8 protein-coding genes are annotated in these 20628 nt (G+C 53.1%); 4 read left to right on the forward strand and 4 right to left on the reverse strand.

Annotated features, from left to right (window positions below; all coding sequences use genetic code 11):
- Positions 1-201: 201 nt before the first annotated feature.
- The gene (locus tag DK507_RS00585; RefSeq protein ID WP_216822308.1) at positions 202-810 is read left to right on the forward strand and encodes a helix-turn-helix domain-containing protein; all 609 of its coding nucleotides are present in this window, start codon (positions 202-204) and stop codon (positions 808-810) included.
- Positions 811-840: 30 nt separating this feature from the next.
- On the opposite strand, the gene DK507_RS00590 is transcribed toward DK507_RS00585, so the two are convergent.
- From DK507_RS00590 to DK507_RS00600, 3 genes are all read right to left on the reverse strand, one after another.
- Complete coding sequence (locus DK507_RS00590; protein ID WP_162558827.1) at positions 841-1278, reverse strand: hypothetical protein; 438 nt, start codon at positions 1276-1278, stop codon at positions 841-843.
- A gap of 237 nt (positions 1279-1515) precedes the next feature.
- The gene (locus DK507_RS00595) at positions 1516-7743 is read right to left on the reverse strand and encodes a hypothetical protein (protein WP_109354077.1); all 6228 of its coding nucleotides are present in this window, start codon (positions 7741-7743) and stop codon (positions 1516-1518) included.
- Positions 7744-7800: 57 nt separating this feature from the next.
- The gene (locus tag DK507_RS00600) at positions 7801-9114 is read right to left on the reverse strand and encodes a TIGR03032 family protein (protein WP_216822309.1); all 1314 of its coding nucleotides are present in this window, start codon (positions 9112-9114) and stop codon (positions 7801-7803) included.
- A 674-nt stretch (positions 9115-9788) separates the two neighbouring features.
- Here DK507_RS00600 and DK507_RS00605 point away from each other — a divergent pair.
- From DK507_RS00605 to DK507_RS00615, 3 genes are all read left to right on the forward strand, one after another.
- A complete protein-coding gene (locus DK507_RS00605) occupies positions 9789-10685 on the forward strand; it encodes a LysR family transcriptional regulator (protein ID WP_109354079.1) in 897 nt (298 codons plus the stop codon).
- Between the two features lie 399 nt (positions 10686-11084).
- A complete protein-coding gene (locus DK507_RS17740) occupies positions 11085-11483 on the forward strand; it encodes a hypothetical protein (protein WP_162558828.1) in 399 nt (132 codons plus the stop codon).
- Between the two features lie 55 nt (positions 11484-11538).
- A complete protein-coding gene (locus DK507_RS00615; RefSeq protein ID WP_109354082.1) occupies positions 11539-19872 on the forward strand; it encodes a hypothetical protein in 8334 nt (2777 codons plus the stop codon).
- A 164-nt stretch (positions 19873-20036) separates the two neighbouring features.
- On the opposite strand, the gene DK507_RS00620 is transcribed toward DK507_RS00615, so the two are convergent.
- The gene (locus DK507_RS00620) at positions 20037-20492 is read right to left on the reverse strand and encodes a MarR family winged helix-turn-helix transcriptional regulator (RefSeq protein WP_162558829.1); all 456 of its coding nucleotides are present in this window, start codon (positions 20490-20492) and stop codon (positions 20037-20039) included.
- Positions 20493-20628 lie beyond the last annotated feature (136 nt).

The raw sequence follows: 20628 nt of genomic DNA on the forward strand, positions 1-20628 counted from the left end.
ATCGGAAAAATTAGAGATTTTTATTTTTTCGATTTTTGATAATAAGTTACACAACTTCAAATATGTTGAGTATCAAAAATTTTGATGAACAGCAATTATTGTGGAGAAGTGGCACTCTGGTATTGTTGCATTGTTATCGATGCCCTATCGTTCGCGAGGTTGCACAGTAGTCGCCTGCGACTGCGGTTTAATCGATGAACTATGGAAAAAAATATGACTAAAGCCAAAGCTGACAGTACGCCGTGGCCAGCTCCTGAGAAATCCATATTACCGGTAGGCGAGCGTATCAAGACCCGGCGAAAGGAGTTGAAAATGACGCTCCAGGAACTCGCGACCGAGTCCGGATTATCGGCGCCTTTCATTTCTCAAGCCGAGCGCAACCTAACCATTCCCTCACTTGTGTCCTTGCTGGCTTTGGCGGAAGCACTGTCCGTCGATTTGAATTATTTTATGACCATCCCGAGTAGCGAGACTATTGTTAATCGCGCGAACGCACCCCGCAAAATTGAAGCTGATTCACCGGTTGAATATTTTGACCTATCTTCTCAGTTTGAGGGACGACGAATGGACGTCATGTTGATTCATATTCCGCCAGGATATACTTTTGTGACAGAGCAGCGGAATGGTGAGCATTTTCGCTTTGTCGTTGAAGGCGAAATTCATGCAACCGCCGGCGATGTCGATACCATCTTGCGCGCTGGCGATAGTATGCACTTTGATTCACGCTTGCCGCACACCGTGGGGAATCGCTCAAAAGAAAAGGCTATTTTGCTTTACGCCGGTTCGCCGAGCTTGTTCAAAAAGGAATGAAGATCAGCTCTCTTTAGCTTCTGTCGTGCTTTAGGGCTTAAGAACGTCCAGTGTCATATATGGGGTACCAAGCGTCCTTTTTGATTTTCTAAAAAGTTCTTCCAACTGATCTAACCCCTTTTGCGTCAGGCACGCATAGCCTGTTCCATTATCAACACCGACATGTTCCAGGTAAAGAAACTCGTCTTCTATTAGCATATCAATATAGCGCAACAGGTTTGGAGGAACACTGCTGAACTTACTTTCAGATATTGATATTTTTACCTTCTTGCCCGTCTTTTGCGCCTCGTAAAGTTCCAGCAGAATATCCCAGATATCAACGCTGAAATATTGGACGGGAAACGATTGATTACACTCCCGCCTCAGACTCAGGACGAGCTGCGACATGCTAAGTTGTTCAAAACTTTTGGTCGATTGACCGTTCTCAATACGCCCAAGCAGTGTCTCCATTCTGTCTAGAATCGCCATAAGATCTGCTGACACTTGGTTCATAGGTTGACGCTTAAGACTTCAATATTGCCTTCCTGATCGATATATTCGGAAAAGGTTTGTCTTAAAAATGCCCCCTATTTTCTGAAGCTATGCTACTGATGGTCGGCGGGGACAGGAGTGCTTCGAACCTCCGGTCCCCGCCTATTCTGAGAAGCCTGCGACCCTACGGGAATTGCTTTCTCAGAAATCTTTGAACCTTTAAAAATCAATTTGTCAGAATTGAACTTTCAATCCACCGCGCCCTCCATAGCCCGTATAATCGCCGCTGATATCAGCATTTCCTTCGATGAAGCCGGTGACGCCTCCCTGTGTTGCTATACTTAGCCCCAACTCGAACCGCCCAAATGTCTTGGACAACCGGTTTTCAATCTCGATGGATGTATCGCCACTGGTAAATGTTAACCCATCACCGGTTTGCGACTGATGCACCGCCTGCCCGCCAAGATAGTAAGTCAGGTTATTGCCCCACTTGATTTTGGTTTCTCCGCCCAGTCTTGCTCCAATCATGCCGCGCAGGCCATCGAACCTATCAAAGTCGATATTTGCACCGAGTGCAGAAAAATCATCAAGGCTCGCGCGTTGATATTCGAAGCTGGTGAGCGGTTGTACGAAAAACTTCTCATCGCCAAAACGGTAACCTGCTTCAAGCCTGACGCCATAGGCATAACCATCAAGATCTGCGGTGTAACCAGCTGTTGGTGCACTGACGTCCGCTGTGATAAAGTCATATTTGGCAAGCACATTGGCAAAGAAACGGTCGCTCTTCAAACCGGCATAAGCACCGACGTTGAACGCATCGTAACGAACATTGTCAGCCGTTCCGTCAAAGCCAAGGTTCGAGTTCAAATAACCACCCGTCAGCCCAAACAGAACACCATCCTCAATTACTCCGGTACCAAATTCATAGCCAGCCTGAAAACCGAAATAGTCCTGCTCATAATTTACAGATATCGGTTCCGTCAGCCCTCCTGCACTGAATTCAAAACTGTCATCCTGATTAGTTACGGTACCATATATCTGCATCCATGCGGGGGATGCAGAATCATCAGTCGGTGTAGCCATATGGGCGGCCCATGCATCGGCGGAGCGGTACCAGAGTGATTGTGCCCCTTCGACAAACTTGAGCGTCTGGAAAACAGGCGTACCGATCGTGTTGGTCAGGAAAAAGTCGTTATCTGGCGCATCGTAGAATACCGAATAGGCAAAGAAACCGATGGTTTGACTTTCATCAGCGAGTGCGAAGGCATCTTCATTTGTACCAGCCCCCGCATCCACAACCAGAACCATGTTGCCGAAGTTAGGGCTGGTACTGATATCGTCAATTTCGAATACGTTGCTACCCGTCGCTGCACCGGCGATGACCAATGTATCGGCCGAGCCTGCGCCATCGAAAGTGACATCGAATGCGAAGCTGCCGTCGCCGCTGCCGACATAGTCACCCGGCAGGGTCAAACTGTTGCCAATCACGCCGTTGCGCATCTCGATCAGACCGTCATTCACGAACTGCTCAAGATTGTTGAAAGCAATATTGCCGCCGACCAGAACCGTGCCTTCATTGGTGAACAGGTCGTTGCCTGCTCCAAAGTCACTGTTCAGTGTTGCATTGAACAAGCCGTTGTTGACGGTCACATCGTCAAAGGCGCTTAACAGCACCCGGCCGTTAATCGTGCCGCTATTGGTCAGCTGCGTCACACCGCCAATGGCTTCCAGAGCAAAGCCTGCACCGCTTTCCAATGTGCCGCTGTTGTTGACGATGATGGCAGAGCCGGTTGTCTCTGCAGTAATCGCATTGCCTGTGCCGCCAGCCACTGTGCCAGTCGTCGTAACAGACGCAACCCCGATGCCTTCCTGCAGCACGTCAATGCCATTGATACCGCCGGTAGCGTCGGCCGCCGTCACAGACAGAGATGTGCCAGCGGCAGAGTTAAAGGCGGAAATACCGTCAAAAGTTGCGCCGCTCGCCGTGCCGGTCGAAGTGATACTCAGTGCGCCGGTGCCGTCGTTGTTGGCGAGAATACCGCTTTCACCACCGTCAGTATCGAAAGCCGTTACCGTCAGGTCGGCGCCATTACCCGAGTTGCGCGCTTCGATAGCATCAGAATTTGTGCTACTTGCGGCACCAGTCGAGGTGATGATCAGTGCGCCGGTGCCATTGTTGATCGCCATAATGGCTTCGTTGTCGCCGACCGCATCAACGGAAGTCACGGTCAGATCAGTGCCCTCCAGGGTGTTCTGGGCGAAAATACCAAAAAAGTCGGTTCCGGTCGCAACTCCTGTCGAGTTAACGGTCAGTGCGCCAGTGCCTTGGTTGAACGCGTCAATACCGTTGGTAGCCCCGGTCGCGATATTGCTGGTGATGGTCAGGTCGGTCGTGCCCGCGCGATTTCTGGCATCAATTCCATCATCGGTCTCGCCGATGACTGTACCGAGTGCGTTGATGGTGAGTGATCCACCAAAATTCTCGGCATACATGCCATCGGTCGCACCGGTTATGGTTGTATCAGCGTCCTGATCAATGACCATCGAGGCAGTGATATCGTTGGCGCTGTTATAGGCGTCAATGCCAGCGGCGCTCTCACCGGTAACATCACCCGTAGTGCTGATGGTCAAACCCGCAGTGCCGTAGTTCCGGGCTCGTATTCCACTGATACCGCCGACAGCATTTGCCGCCGTGATCGACAAGGAGCTACCATTGACAGAGTTAACCGCTGAAATACCGTAAAAATTACTCCCGGTTGCTGTGCCGGTGGAGGTGATGGTTAGTGCGCCAGTGCCCTCATTCAACGCATCAATGCCGTTATCGTCGCCAACGGTATCAAACGCGTTGATGGTAAGATCAGTACCATCAAAGTTGTACGCTTCAATACCATCGGTACTGTCCCCCGTTGCCGTACCGGTTGAGGTGATGGTCAGCGCGCCGCTGCCTTCGTGGAATGCAAAAATACCATTATTATCGCCAGTCGCAATGTTGCTGGTGATGGTCAGGTCGGTGGTAGTTGCGCGGTTTCTGGCATCAATGCCATCTCCGGCCTGGCCAATGACCGTACCCAGCGCAGTGATGGTCAGCGATCCGCCAAGATTTTCGGCGAGAACACCATCATCCGCACCGGTTATGGTTGTCCCAGCGTCCTGGTTAATCACCGCAAAGGCATCATTGGTGCCGTTATACGCAAAGACACCGTCATCGTCTTGACCGGTAACATTGCCGGTGGTGTTGATGGTAAGGCCGCCGCTGCCATAGTTTAAGGCGTTTATGCCATTGACACCGCCAGTAGCATTTGCCGCCGTGATCGACAGGGACATACCGTTGTTCGAGTTGAACGCATCAATACCGCTATACATATCTCCTGTCGCTGTGCCGGTAGAAGTAATAGTAAGTGCGCCGGCGCCATTATTGTCCGCATCAATACCATTATAGTAACCATTGGTATCGGCCGCATTGATCGTCAGGCCGGTACCAGTTGCGAAGCTGTACGCGTTGATGCCATCGAAACTGGTCCCGGTTGCCGTGCCGGTTGAAGTGACGGTCAACACGCCAGTGCCATAGTTCCGGGCATCAATACCGTGGTTGAAACCAGTCGCAATGTTGCTTGCGATAATCAGGTCGCTGGCAGCACCCTGGTTAACCGCATCAATGCCATCGGAATTAGTACCAGTCGCTGTCCCAGTGGAGGTGATGTTTAGCGCGCCCGTGCCTTGCTGAATTGCTCGAATACCGTCATTGTTGCCGGTTGCGATATTGCTGGTGATGGTCAGGTCTGCCGTGCCCGTACGGTTTCTGGCCTCTATACCGTTATCTCCCTCACCGATGACCGTCCCCAGTACATTGATGGTGAGCGATCCACCAAAATTATTGGCATACATGCCATCGGTCGCACCGGTGATGGTTGTGCCTGCGTCCTGGTTGATCACCATCGAGGCAGAGATATCATTGGCGCTGTTATAGGCAAAAACACCTGCTTCGCTTTGACCCGTAACATTGCCCGTAACGTTAATTGTCAGGCCGGCTGTGCCATAGTTTAAGGCGCGTATGCCATTAACACCGCCGATCGCATTGGCCGCCGTGATCGACAGGGATGTGCCATCGCCAGAGTTGTAGGCATAAATGCCATCATCAGTAGTCCCGGTCGCTGTGCCGGTCGAGGTGATGGTCAATGCCTCGGTACCGCGGTTAAATGTATGGATGCCATAATCATTACCATTGGTATCAACCGCATTAACGGTCAGATCGGTGCCGGAGTTATAAGCTTCAATACCATCATCAGTAGTCCCGGTCGCTGTGCCGGTGGAGGTGATAGTCAGCGCACCGGTGCCATAATTTTCCGCATCAATACCATTGTCGTCACCGAATGTATTAACCGCATTAACGGTCACATCTGTGCCAGTGGCCGAGTTTTGTACATCAATGCCATCATCAATAGTCCCGGTCGCTGTGCCGGTGGAGTTAATGGTGAGTGCACCATTGCCTCGGTTTTGAGCATAGATGCCGTAATTGTCGCCGTTGGTATCCGCTGCATTGACCGTCAGATCAGTACCAATGGCGGAGTTATAAGCGTCAATACCATTATCCGTGGTCCCTGTCGCTGTGCCGGTGGAGGTGATAGTCAGCGCGCCGGTGCCGTAGTTGTCGGCATCAATACCATTGTCGTCACCGAATGTATTAACCGCATTAACGGTCACATCAGTGCCAATGAGCGTGTTTTGCACATCAATACCATTGTCATTAGTACCGGTCGCTGTACCGGTGGAGGTAATGGTCAGCGCGCCAGTGCCATAGTTGAACGCGTTAATGCCGTTATAGTAGCCATTAGTATCAGCCGCATTGACCGTAAGGTCCGTGCCGGTGGCTGAGTTATACGCCCTAATACCATCATAATTGGTTCCCGTCGCCGTACCGGTCGATGTGATGGTCAGGGCCTCAGTACCAAGGTTGAGTGCCACGATACCGTAGAAATCACCGAAGGTATCGACAGCATTGATCGTAAGATCAGTGCCAGCGGCGGAATTGGAAGCGAGAATACCATTGAAGCTATTCCCTGTTGCTGTCCCAGTGGAGGTGATGGTCAGCGCGCCATCGCCTTGGTTCAACGCAAAAATACCATTCGTTGCCCCCGTCGCGATATTGCTGGTGATGGTCAGGTCGGTAGCCGTTGCGAGGTTTCTCGCATCAATACCATCCCCAGTCTCACCAATGACCGTGCCCAGCGCGTTGATTGTCAGCGATCCACCAAGGTTGTCGGCAGATATGCCATCAGTCGCACCGATAATGGTTGTTCCTGCATCCTGGTTGATCACCATCGATGCAGTGATATCATTAGCGCTGTTATAGGCATTGATCCCTTCTGCAGTTTCCCCTGTAACATCGCCGGTAACGCTAATTGTCAGGCCCGCGGTACCGAGATTTAAGGCGCTGATACCAGTTGTTCCGCCCGTAACATCCGCGGCTGTGATCGACAGGGATGTGCTATTGGCGGAATTTAGTGCAAAAATACCGCTGGCATTAGTGCCGGTTGTCGTACCCGTTGCCGTGATGGTCAATCCACCGCGACCTTCATTAAGAGCTTGAATACCAACGAGACCGCCGGTCGCTACGTTACTGTTTATTGTCAGGTCGGTGGCTAAGGCGAAGTTACGCGCCTCGATACCATTGGCAGCGTTGCCGGTCGCGGTGCCGGTTGAGGTGATGGTCAGGGCAAGCGTGCCTTCGTTGGTGGCCAGAATACCATTCTCACCACCATTGGTATCAACCGCATTGACGGTCAGATAGGTACCGGCGTTAAGTACGTCGATGCCATCGTAGAAAGTCCCGGTTGCCGTGCCGGTCGAGGTGACTGTCACCCCGCCAGTCCCTTCATGAATGGCATAGATACCGTCATTGGCACCGGCGACGGCATTGCTGGTAATGGAAAGGTTCAAGGTACCTGCAGCATTCTGAGCACCAATTCCGTTCTCCGCAAGACCGGTAACAGTTCCGTTTGACACCACAGACAAAGAACCTGCGTTTGCATTGTTTATGCTAATACCATTCTGCTGCCCTGTAATGTCGGATGTCTGTGAATCATCGAACGATGCACCGTCCAAACCATCGATCTGCAGCGCATTACCGGCTACCGTTGTTATGCCAAAGCCAGCTTCGGTGGTAACGGTGACCGGCGCGCCACCCAGAATCTGGGTCACGTCCGCGCCAGTAGGGTCAGCACAAACAAACTCCCCCGAACCAGGAGGTGTTTCATCACACGTCCCGGCCATCGCAGGCGCCGTTCCGACCATACCGGTGCCGAATATCAACGCCGCGCCAACCGCAGCGGCCGATACTGTCAAACGCAGTTCCGCCACTTGCGGCACCATGCTGGCGGCACCGCCTTTCCACTTCACAATGCGTCCCCCACGGTGGAGAAAGCTTTTGCGTGACGGATCTGATATCTGGTCAAAACGGGGCATTGAATTTTCCTTGTCGAATAGTGTTATGAGAGTGTGAAGTGTCCGGCTTTGGGGGCGTCAACCACCACCTGGTTCCGGTTTTTGATGTGTGAGGAACTTCGCCATCTCCGGCGCTGTTGGTCCGATTGCCATCGGGCAGGCATGGCCTTCGAGCAAAGCTACATCGTAAATTTCGGAAACAGCACCATCGATGCGGAACCAGTCCACGCAGGCGCCTTTGGCCAGATCGATGATCTGAATACCGCACCACGGCTCGCTGTCCGCGGCCGCCAGACGTTGATCTAGTGCTAGCCCTTCAAAGCGCTGGTATCTGGGCTTTGACAAGCCAACAAAGGCAAAACCATCCTTGATGGCAAGGCCGCGACCAAAGCCAGGGCAGAATACCCGCGGAACAAATTTCCCTTTGCCGCTCGCAGCTCCCTCGACCACGCCAAGCTCGCCGGTGCCGGAATTAAGCAACCACAGCTCACCTTTATAAAGCCGGGGCGAATGCGGCATGGACAGGCCTTTGCAGACTACCTTGTTCTTGCGCACGTCAATCACGATACCGCCATCATCGCGGCGATCCCGCCAGCCATCGATGGTATCGGACTGGCTTACCGCAGTCACATAGGCCGCCTCACCATCTTCCATGGCCAAGCCATTCAAGTGACACCGGTCTTCGTCGATAAGGGCCGAGATAAAGGGCGGGCGCCAGACCTCCTTGAAGCTATGTCTCGGGTCAGTCGTCGCCAGACAGTTAAACCGCGTATTGATGAATAGCGGCAAACCGTCTTTGCCGATGCCGACATCATGGGCATCCAGCTCACCGGTATTATAAGTCTGTCGCGCGACGTAGCAGGCATCGAACATGTCGTTCACCCGCTCATTCGCATTCAGGCCGTTTTGAAAACGCATGATCTGGAAGCCAGCCGACAGCGTGAAACTGTCACCATTTTCCACGCACAGGCCCATCGGCTTCTTTATCGCAGACTGGTGGAGATGAGCACCGCCGCCAGGCTTGCGTCCAAGCATATACAGCAGACCGGACTGGTAGGAGGAGAAGATCAAAGCGGTGTTCAGCGATGCCAACCGGTCCACAAGCCCGCCGGATTGCGCGAACGTAGTAGTTTGGGGCGATTCCCCACTAGCCTTCACTTCAGCAAGCTTAGCCGCATCATCCGTCTTGGCTGTCGAGGGGCTTGCTGAAGGTAAACTGCCTTTTTTTTCAGCACCTTTTTGATCAGCGCTCTTTTTGCCGACGCGTTTCTGTTCCGCCAAACCTGGCATTTGCTTGAGTGCACTCATCCCGCTTGATGAAGCAGGATCTGATTTAGCTAGGCTTGCTTTTTCTTTTGTACGAGGACTGTCTTTCAACGAAGCTTTTGTCATGTATCATACTCTCTTTTTCTATTCCCAAATGTCGCGCTCTCATTCATCCACGCGATTTCGATCCCCGTCTATCGACAGCACTGCAGTGCCAGCCTGCAATTATGCAGATGCAATGTTGGATCAAAAAAAGGGTGTTCTTTTCAGTTATTTAAAAATGGATGGTCGACTGCATCACACCATGGTATCGAGATGCACAGCCGAACAAATTTTCATATTTTTAAGGTCTCGCAGCAAGTGAACCGACCAGGAGAGATAGCTCCAACGTACTTTTTGGATTTCCAAATATGCGGGCACTCACACGGTGCCCACTTTCATCTATGAAAGCATCAAAAACTGAAAATTTGCCGCGAAATAATAGCGCTGAATTGGACAGCAACTTTCTTCTAAGTTGAGCCATGCATGGCTGCCATTGCAGTCGACAAAATCCGTTCGATCTCGGCTTGGATTTCGGGGTCCAAAAATTTCTGGAAACACCATCCCGTCCGAGTGTCGTCACCGGCACTGATGCAAAAGAGTGCCTTTACTCCAAGTTACAATTGGTTATTCTGGATAGCGCACTGACTACCTCCTCTGAACCCAAAGTGTTGCAGCTCCACCCTGCGAAAACCCGGTCACTGTCTTTTGCAAACCGGTTTCTCAGACGGAAGCAAGCACAGAAATAGGATGAATTTGTTGTGTCTTTTGATTGGAACAATCTCAAAATCGTTCTTGCAGCCTCACGCGCGGGTTCGCTTGCCCGCGCCGCACATTTGCTGGATTTGGATCAGTCAACGACAGGGCGGCGCCTGACAGCATTGGAAGCTGACATTGGAACATCCCTGTTCGCCCGGACGAAAACCGGGCTGGTGCCCACCGAGACAGGAAAGCTTGTCATCCAGCGCGCCGAGGAAGTTGAACTGCGCATGGAGAATCTGGCCGATGAAATAGCTGTAGGCGATGGAAACGTCATCGGATTGGTCAGGCTAATCTCCAGTCCGTGGATTCTGGAAGAGCTTGCCAACACCACATTGCCAGATCTTCTCAAGAAAAATCCCCGTCTCGACGTCCGTCTGCTGGGCTTGATCCACACCATGCCTCTCCGCGGAGAGGCAACGCTGTCACTGTGGTTTGAGAACCCGCCCCGAGCCAGCGAGTTTGCCGTCAATCTTGGTGAAGTTCACTACGGTGTCTATGCTCCAAAAGGCCTCGATCCCGCTGAATTGGAATGGGTCTCGTTCTTTGATGAAGACGCGCCGCGTACGGCACCGGTACGGCTGTGGGAGAAGATTCGCGGAGAGCGGGGACACCGGCCGCGATTGACGTCGACAGATGCCCGAGGTGTAATGAAAGCGGTGGAAGCAGGTATCGGCAAAGCGGTTTTACCGATTTGCATCGCCGAAAAGTCTGACCTGATTGTACCTTTTGGTGAAAAGCCCTTCGAATTAACCAGAATGCTCAAGCTACATGCGCACCCCGATACTGTTCAGGCAAACCGGACCCAAGCTGTGATGCAGGCGCTGAGAGACAAATTCCAGACGACCTTCTCGCGGCCAGAGGGCGATCCTCGATATAGGGCCGACAGTTCAGAATAGAACGAGCCGGTTTTCGCCCTGAAGCGGTGATGTTTTTCATATCATCGCGGGCCGGTTTCAGAGAAAACCGATCTGGCTGGCACACTAGACATTGGTCATCTTGAAGCACTGAATGCAGTTGCTGAGAAAGTGCAATGCAGGCTGTCTTCGCGCGCGCTTCCGTTTGCGTAAGGTTGGGACAAAGGTTCCGCGCAAACGGCAATATTCAAACTGACGTCAAGATCCGCTGATATCGATCATATATATCTAACTATCTGAAAATATAACACTTTCTGGCAAAAGACTAAGCACCTGCATTATTGCAGGCTGGCACTGCGGCGCTGTCGATAGACGGCGGCCAGAATCCCGAGGATGATCAACGGCGCGACATACAGGGAATGCAAATGGAAAGTTTGACTGATGATAAAAGCTTCGCTGACAGAAAGCGTCTGCACTAGACGCGCCAGAGATATCTACATCAACACCGACTCCGGAACGGGTGTCCGTTGCGACCGAAATACCAAGGTTGAAACAGTTGTGGGCGCTCTAACAGGTGCCAACACTGAAAGGGAAGCCAAGGACGGGTTCGACCTGAGCGCCAGAACCACCCTCCACAGCGGCACCGGTGTCAACACCAAGATTGATATCATCGCCTACAATGACACGTTCCGCCTTGGTGGGACTGTCTGCGAATTTGATATCCCCTTGAGCAATATCCCGTTGTCCCGGGACCACATCTTGTCGCGGGCGATCAGACCGATTGCACCCGAAACAGCCAGGTTCATCGACCATCCCAAACCTCAATCCGGCAGCGCCTGACGCGCCAAACCCGCCTGCAAATTTCAGGTGATCATTATTCAGGAAGGAAAACCCAATGCCCCGTTTTAACCAGATATCCGACCCAACACGCAAAAGCCTTGTCCATCGCGGAGGCCGCATAGTCAAATGGAAGGGCGGCGTCGCCAGCATGGTACCGCAGGTCGCCGAGCTACGTTTGACAGTATCGGCCGCTGCAGTTGGCGCAGCTTTGATGTTCGGTACCGGCATGGTCGAAACGGCGCCCGCAATTGCCGGAACCTGCGATGAAACTGCACCCGGCTCCGGCGTGTTCGAATGCTCCGGACCCGCTGACCTTGATGTTACTCAGGTGCTGGGCGGCACCCCGGTAACTGTGACCACGGAAGCCGGCTTCGGCATTACGACAGCAGCCGGTAATGCACTGGTAATCAACGGCGTCGATGGAGCGTCGTTCGATGATGCACAGGCATCCGCAATCACGGGACTGCAAAATGGCATCAGCATAAACAACACAAACTCCGGTTCTGTGTCTCTGACATCCAACGGCACGGTTATCGGTTTCTCGGGGAACGGAATTGAAGCACAGAACGCTTTGGGCACCTTGAACCTGTCCATCACCAGCAATGTCGCATCAGGTGCAGAAATTGGTATTGAGGCGACCAACAATGGCACCGGTGCGCTGACCATCACTTCTACCGGCAGTGCAACCGGGACCAATGACTGGGGTATATTGGCAGTAAACTCCAACAATGGCACGAATCTGACCGCATCCGTCGTTGATACCAGTGGCGGCGAAATCGGTACTGGTGCGTTCAACCAAGGCAACGGCGCACTGACCATCACCTCAACCGGCACGGCCACCGGGACTTTGGATGTTGGTATTATAGCCTCTAACTCCCTTAATGGCACCGATCTGAATGTAAACGCCGTTAACACCAGCGGTGGCAGATATGGTATTGTCGGGTTCAACAACGGTAATGGCGCGCTCACCATCACCTCTACCGGCACAGCCACGGGGACTGTTTACGACGGCATTCAAGCCTTTAACTTTAACATCGGAACAGATCTTACCGTCAATGCGGTCGATTCAAGCGGCGGCAGACACGGTATCGATGCGGCCAACCAGGGCACCGGGGCACTCACGATCAACGCGACCGGCACGGCCACCGGCACCAATGGTGATGGCATTGAGGCTTCCAACTCCGTCAATGGTACCGATCTCACCCTGACTGCCGCCAATGTAACCGGCGGTCAAAACGGCATTGAGGCAAGCAACGAGGGAGCCGGCGCACTGACCATCACCGCGACTGGCACCGTGACCGGAACCAATCTCGACGGCATTTTTGCGATCAATACTTCCAATGGCACCGATCTGTCGATCAGTGCCGCCAATACGAGCGGCGATACGAACGGAATTTTCGCATTTAATGACGGCACTGGCGCACTGTCCATCACTTCCACCGGTACAGCCACCGGCACCAATGGCGACGGCATTGACGCGCTGAATGCGGTTGGCACTACATCTCTTTCAATTACAGCGGCAAATGTCACGGGCGGGGTCAATGGTATAGGCGCCACAAATCTCGGCACCGCCGGCCTGACCATCAGCACCACCGGTGACGTCACGGGCCTAAGCGGCGACGGCATCGAGGCCTATAACAGCGCCAATGATGTCTCTGCATCCATGGTCATAGATCAGCTGGAGGGAACGGTCGTTACCGGTGCGGTCAATGGTATTGACGCCGAGAATCTCGGTGGATCGCTGACCATCAATGCACTGGGTACGGCCATTGGCGAGACTGGTGCAGGCATCAGCGCCGATAATCTCGTCGGGACCACCGACCTGACTATCACCAGCAACGTGGCGGCAGGTAACACTAACGGTATAAGAGCCAACAACCAGGGCACTGGCGCCCTGTCCATTACCTCCACCGGCGCGGCAACCGCCAGTGGCGACGATGGTATTTCGGCTTTCAACTCGAACAATGGTACAAATCTGACCATCAATGCCGCGGATACGGATGGCAGCGAGAGGGGTATTCTCGCCACTAACAACGGTGATGGCGCGCTGACCATTATTTCGACCGGTACTGCTAATGGTACGACGGTAAACGGCATTCAGGCCTCCAACAACATGAACGGCACATCCCTGTCGATCACGGCGGCCGATACCACTGGCGGCAACAACGGGATTAACGCGGTCAACGATGGCGACGATGCACTGACCATCACCTCCACCGGAACGGCAACAGGGACCAATGGTGATGGTATTTTCGCTTACAACTCCTCTAATGGTACCGATCTCATCATCAATGCGGCCAACACCGACGGCAATCTTCAGGGCATTGATGCGTTCAACGAAGGTACGGGCGCGCTGACCGTCACCTCCACCGGCACAGCATCCGGGACCGATTTTTCCGGCATTTACGGCTATAACTCGGCCAATGGAACATCCCTGTCGATTGCGGCAGCAAATGCTACCGGCGGTATCAATGGCATACGGGCCCTGAACTATGGCACTGCGGGTTTGACGATCAACGTCACCGGCGATGTGACCGGTGAAACTGCAGAGGGTATCTTTGCCTATAACAGCGCCAATGATATCTCTGCCTCGACGGTGATTGATCAGGTCCCCGGAGAAGTCATCACTGGCGCGACCGATGGCATGTACGCTATTAATCTTGGCGGGTCGCTGACTATCAACGCCTTGGGCACGGTCATCGGTGAGACCAGGGACGGTATTGATGCCCGCAATGGTGCTGGAACCACCCATCTGGCCATCACCAGCAATATCGCGACCGGCGCCCTCAACGGCATTAGCGCGATCAACTTTGGGACCGAAGCGCTGACCGTCACCTCCACTGGTACAGCAACAGGAACCACCCTGAATGGTATTGAAGCGGGGAACTCCGTCAACGGCACGGACCTGACCATCAATGCTGCCGATAGCTTCGGTGGCAATAACGGCATTGACGCGACCAATGAAGGCAGCGGGGCGCTGACCATCACTTCCACTGGAACAGTCACCGGAACCGATTTCAATGGTATTCGCGCCTTTAACTCCATCAATAGTACGGACCTAACCGTCAATGCATTTGATACTAACGGCGGCGACTACGGCATTTATGCCGAAAACCTAGGCGACGGCGCGCTCACCATCAACTCAACCGGTACGGCAACAGGCGATAATGACGATGGCATCGACGCTAATAACTCGGTCAATGGTACCGATCTGACAGTCAATGCGGTTGATACTGTTGGTGAACGGGACGGCATTGATGCGAACAATGATGGCAGCGGTGCGCTGATCGTAACCTCGACCGGCACAGCCACCGGGACCATTTCCGATGGTATTGATGTGTTTAACTCTAACAATGGTACTGATCTTACAGTCAATGCTGTGAATAGCATTGGCGATCGAAACGGGATTGAGGCGTATAACTTTGGCATCGGTGCGCTCACCATCAACGCAACGGGCACGGTGAGCGGGACCACGTCCGACGGGATTGACGCGTATAACTCGGCAAATAGCACGGACCTTACGATCAATGCAGCTGATACCGTTGGTGGCGAATACGGCATCCTGGCATTTAACGCTGGTAACGGCGCACTTTCCATTACGTCCACCGGCACTGCGACCGGCAATATCGCTGATGGTATTGCAGCGTATAACTCCTCCAACAGTACCGATTTGACAATCAATGCTGTCGATGTTGTCGGTGATATTGATGGCATTGATGCGTTTAATGACGGTATTGGTGCGCTAACCATTACCTCCACCGGTACAGTAACCGGGACTAATTTTTACGGTATTTATGGGTATAACTCCGTCAACAGCACGTCCCTCTCTATCACAGCCAATGACGTTACGGGCGGAACCGCCGGAATACGCGCCGAGAACCGCGGAACTGCAGGTCTGACGATCAACATCACTGGCGATGTGACCGGTGAGACTGCAGAGGCTATCTTCGCTTATAACAGCGCCAACGATATCTCCGCCTCCATGGTGATCAACCAGAATGCCGGGGAAGTCGCCACCGGTGCGACCGATGGCATGTATGCAGAGAATCTCGGCGGCTCGCTCACCATCAATGCTTTGGGTACGGTCATCGGTGAGGGCGACAATGGTATTGAGGCCAGAAACCGTGTGGGCACGACCGACCTCACCATCACCAGCAATGTCGCGATCGGCAACACTAACGGTATTCTTACGCTTAACGAAGGTACCGGTGCGCTCAGCATTACATCCACTGGGACGGCCAGCGGAGCTGTGCTCCATGGCATAAATGCCCAGAACTCTGCGAATGGTACGGATCTGACAATAGCCTCCGTCGATGCTACTGGTAGCCTCGTAGGTGTTTTGGCATTCAATCAAGGCACTGGCGCGCTCAGTGTCACGTCCACCAGCACTGCAACAGGCAACAATGCCGATGGCATATTCGCTGCTAACACGCTTGCTGGCACGAATTTGACGGTCAATGCGGCCGATAGCAACGGTGATGACGATGGCATTGATGCTGATAACTTCGGTAGCGGTGCGTTGACCATCACTTCCACTGGCACTGCAACAGGGACCAATTACTTTGGTATCGACGCGTTCAACTCGGCAGCTGGCACTTCGCTGTCTGTGATGGCGGCCAATGCGACGGGCGGGATGTCCGGCATACGAGCCCGGAACTATGGTACAGCCGGCCTGACGATCAGTACGACCGGCAATGTCACGGGCCAAAGCGAAGCAGGTGTTTTCGCCTATAACAGCGCCAACGATATCACCGCCTCAATGGTCATTGATCAGGACGCTGATACAACCATAACCGGTGCGACCGATGGCATGTATGCCGACAATAACGGCGGATCACTCACCATCAACGCACTCGGTACAGTCATCGGCGAGACCAATGATGGAATTGATGCCAGAAACGGCGCAGGCACAACCGATCTGACTATCACCAGTAATATCGCGACGGGCGACCTCAGTGGTATTCGCGCGTTTAATGGCGGCACCGGCGCTCTCACTATCACTTCGACCGATACAGCGACAGGGACAGACCAACAGGGAATCCTCGCTTCTAATTCTGCTTTTGGCAGCGAGCTTACAATCAATGCCGTCGATACATCCGGTGGCTACTACGGCATTCTGGCACTCAACTTCGGTACCGGCGCGCTGACTATCACTTCGACCGGCACAGCTTCGGGCGCCGACTACCATGGTATAAGCGCGTTTAACGCGGTAGGTACCACATCGCTGTCGATCACAGCCGCGAATGTTACGGGCGGGGAAACCGGAATACGCGCCCTGAACTATGGCATGGCTGGCCTGACTATCAGTACCACTGGTGATGTTACCGGTGAAACTGCACAGGGTGTCTTTGCCTATAACAGCGCCAATGATATCTCCGCCTCGATGGTGATCAATCAGCTTGAAGGAACCACCATTACCGGTGCGACCGATGGCGTGTATGCCGATAATAATGGCGGATCGCTGACCATCAACGCATTGGGAACGGTCATCGGCGAGACCGATGATGGAATTGATGCCAGAAACCGCGCAACCGCTACCGACCTTACTATCACCAGCAATATCGCGACCGGGGCTGAAAATGGTATCCAAGCATATAATTATGGCAGCGGCGCACTGACCATCACCTCGACCGGTATAGCAACGGGGTCCACTTTCCGTGGTATCCATGCCCGCAACAGCGGTACGGATTTGATCGTCAATGCTGTCGATACCAATGGCGATGAAAACGGCATCGATTTGGTCAATCTGGGCAGCGGCGCGCTGACCGTCACCTCAACCGGAACGGCAACGGGAGTCACCTCTGATGGTATTGATGTCTTCAACTCCGTCAACGGCACGGATCTCTCGGTCAATGCTGTGGATACCGTTGGTGACATAAATGGCATTGATGCGTTCAATCTAGGCGATGGCGCGCTAACCATCAGTTCGACCGGCACTGCGACAGGAACGACCGGTGATGGTATTGAGGCCTACAACCTTGGCACTGGCGCCTTGACCATCACCTCAACCGGTACAGCGACCGGGGCTGCAGATAATGGGATTGATGCGTATAACTCCAACAACGGTACGTCCCTATCGGTCACAGCAACAAATGCTACCGGCGGTATCAATGGCATACGCGCTCTTAACTTCGGCACAGCCGGGCTAACAATTAGCACGGCCGGAGATGTCACCGGTCAGAGCGCTGCCGGTGTCTTTGCTTATAACAGCGCCAATGATATCTCCGCCTCAATGGTGATCAATCAGGAAGAAGGAGGGATCATTACCGGTGCGACCGATGGCATGTATGCCGATAATAATGGTGGCTCGCTGACCATCAACGCACTGGGTACAGTCATCGGCGAAACTGATAATGGTATTGAAGCAAGAAACCGTGCAGGCACAACGGACCTGACAATCACCAGCAATGTGGCGACCGGCGACAGTAGTGGGGTTTTCGCGATCAACCAAGGTACCGGCGCGCTCAATGTCACCTCGACAGGCACGGCTACAGGCGATACACTTGCTGGGGTTTTTGCTTATAATTCTGTTACTGGCACAGATCTCGCAGTCAATGCTGTCGATACCAATAGCAGCATTCAAGGGATTAATGCGCGCAACCTTGGCAGCGGAGCGCTGACGATCACTTCAACCGGTACAGCGACCGGGACCGATTTTGACGGTATTTCCGCCTATAACTCTGCCACTGGCGCGTCTCTGTCTGTGACGGCGGCCGACGCTACCGGCGGTATCAATGGCATTGACGTGCTGCAGGAAGGCATCGGGGTTGCGTCTGTTACGACGACTGGCACAGTGGCTGGCGGCACAGGCAATGCGATTACTGCAGAGACAACCGGCTCTGCCATCATCGTCAACAACAGCGGCACATTGGAAAGCGGTGCAGGCTTTGCTCTGGAAGCCATTGGCGGTGTGACGCAGCTGACCAATAGCGGCACGATTAACGGCCGGGTGCTGTTAAGCGCCTTTGACGATGTGACCGTCAACAACGGCTTGTTCAATGCAACACTGAACAGTGACTTTGGAGCAGGCAACGACCTGTTCACCAATGAAGGCACGGTTCTGGTCGGCGGCAATATTGCTTTCAACAATCTTGAGCAGTTCGTGAATGACGGTCTGATCGAGATGCGCAACGGCGTGATTGGCAACAGTTTGACCCTGCCGGGTGACTATGTCGGCAGCGGCGACGGCAGCTTCGCATTCGATGTCACTTTCGATGGCGCAGGCTCGGCCGACACATTGGTCATCGCCGGTGCAGCAACGGGTAATACGGCACTTATCATCGATGACATTTCAATTAGCCCCAACTTCGGCAATATGGTTCTGGTTGTGGATGCGGACGCGGGTACGAACGAGGACGCCTTTGTGATCGCTGATGAAAGTGCGACGATCGGCTTTTTCAGTTACTCATTGTCTTTTGACAATGCCGACAACGACTTTTTCCTGACCAACACGATCGGTGCGCCGGTGTTCCAGACACTCAAGTTTGTCGAAGGGGCACAATCACTCTGGTACCGCTCGGCCGATGCATGGGCCGCCCATATGGCGTCGCGGCATACCGCACCGCAATCCCCGTTATGGATGCAGGTCTATGGCAGCCTGTCCCAGCAGGATGACAGTTTTGAGTTTACGTCAGCAGGTTTCACCCAGTTAATCTCACTAAACTATGATCAGGATTATTTCGGTTTCCAGACCGGATATGATTTTGTTCCTGCCTTTGGCGAAGAAGATATCGTCCTTGGACTTACGGGCGGTTATTTGAACTCTAATCTCGGTTTTGACGGAACGGCCGACAATGTTCGTTACGATGCGTTCAATATCGGTGCTTATGCGGGCATTAATAGTGGTCGGTTCTTTGCCAATGCGCTGGTAAAATATGACTTTATCACAGCCGATGTCAGGGCACGAACAGCAGGCTATAGCGTGGACCTTGATGGTGCAGCTTATGGCGTCAGGCTTGAAGCCGGTTATCGTTGGGGTGAAGATGATTTCTTCGTCCAGCCTTTGGCAAGCTTCGAATATCAACGCGCGAGCCTTGATGATTTCTCCGCGCTCGGCGCAGATATCGACTTTGATAGGTTCGATGGCCTGCGCGGCATGATTGGAGCCAGACTGGGCGGAGAAACCAAGGTGAATGGAAGCAACACACTCACCTATTATCTGGGAGGCCAGCTTGCGCATCAGTCGCAGACTGGTGACGGATTAACCTTCTCCACTGGCGCATCTTCGATCGAGATTGAAAACCGCCTGTCCAACACGTTCGGGCGGTTCGATTTGGGGCTCAACATCGCCTCCCGGGACGGCGTCACCGGCTTCATCGAAGCCAATGCCGACATCAGCGGTGGCTACACCAGCTACGGCGGACGTACCGGACTGAAAATAGAATTCTAACGACATCCCTTTTTTAAAGGTTCAAAGATTTCTGAGGAAGCTCTTCCCGCAAATTTTTAAGCTTCTCAGAATAGGCGGGGACTGGAGGTTCGAAGCACTCAAGTCCCCGCCAATCATTATTCCCGTGAAATCCTGAAGCACTTGCAATCCAGTCTTTGCAAGGTTCAGATATGGTCCGCCTCTGCATCTTCCAGAACTTCAAGCTGGCGTAATACATCCATCAACCCATCAGCAATGCGTTCGACATCTTCCGGTGGGAACGCGTCGTCCAAAATCGCATTTATGCTTGCAAAGGGCTCTCTCACCGCATCAAGCGCAACCAATCCTTCGTTCGTCGGTTTTAACACCCATGCCCTGCCGTCGGTATCAGAGCGCATTCTGGTAATGTAACCGGCTTTGAGCAGACGGTTTGCCATCGTAGTGATCGCACTCTCACGCTGCATCAGTTTATTCGCCAAATAACTCTGAGATACCCCCTCTTGACCAGCGATTATTGACATCACCACCGCTTGGGCAGTGGACATGCCACCTGCATCCAGTAGTTCTGTATCCGCCTTTTTCTTCAAGCCATGCGCTGCCCGTTGCAGAAGAAAAAACATCTTGTGTTTTGATGCGATCAACCTGGTTTACTCCTTGACAAATTAGCATATCCAATATTACTCTATATATGTAGTATATGCAGGTGCGAGGCGTTTGACTACCTCGATGAGAATTTACATCACATCTCGTTGATGCCGTCAAATAGCGCGATTTGTA

Source organism: Sphingorhabdus sp. EL138, assembly GCF_900258045.1.
GTDB lineage: Bacteria > Pseudomonadota > Alphaproteobacteria > Sphingomonadales > Sphingomonadaceae > Parasphingorhabdus.

Coding starts and splice junctions, on each gene's coding strand:
- DK507_RS00585 (WP_216822308.1), top strand. CDS start 202: ATGGAAAAAAATATGACTAAAGCCAAAGCTGACAGTACGCCGTGGCCA.
- DK507_RS00590 (WP_162558827.1), bottom strand. CDS start 1,278: ATGGCGATTCTAGACAGAATGGAGACACTGCTTGGGCGTATTGAGAAC.
- DK507_RS00595 (WP_109354077.1), bottom strand. CDS start 7,743: ATGCCCCGTTTTGACCAGATATCAGATCCGTCACGCAAAAGCTTTCTC.
- DK507_RS00600 (WP_216822309.1), bottom strand. CDS start 9,114: ATGACAAAAGCTTCGTTGAAAGACAGTCCTCGTACAAAAGAAAAAGCA.
- DK507_RS17740 (WP_162558828.1), top strand. CDS start 11,085: ATGATAAAAGCTTCGCTGACAGAAAGCGTCTGCACTAGACGCGCCAGA.
- DK507_RS00615 (WP_109354082.1), top strand. CDS start 11,539: ATGCCCCGTTTTAACCAGATATCCGACCCAACACGCAAAAGCCTTGTC.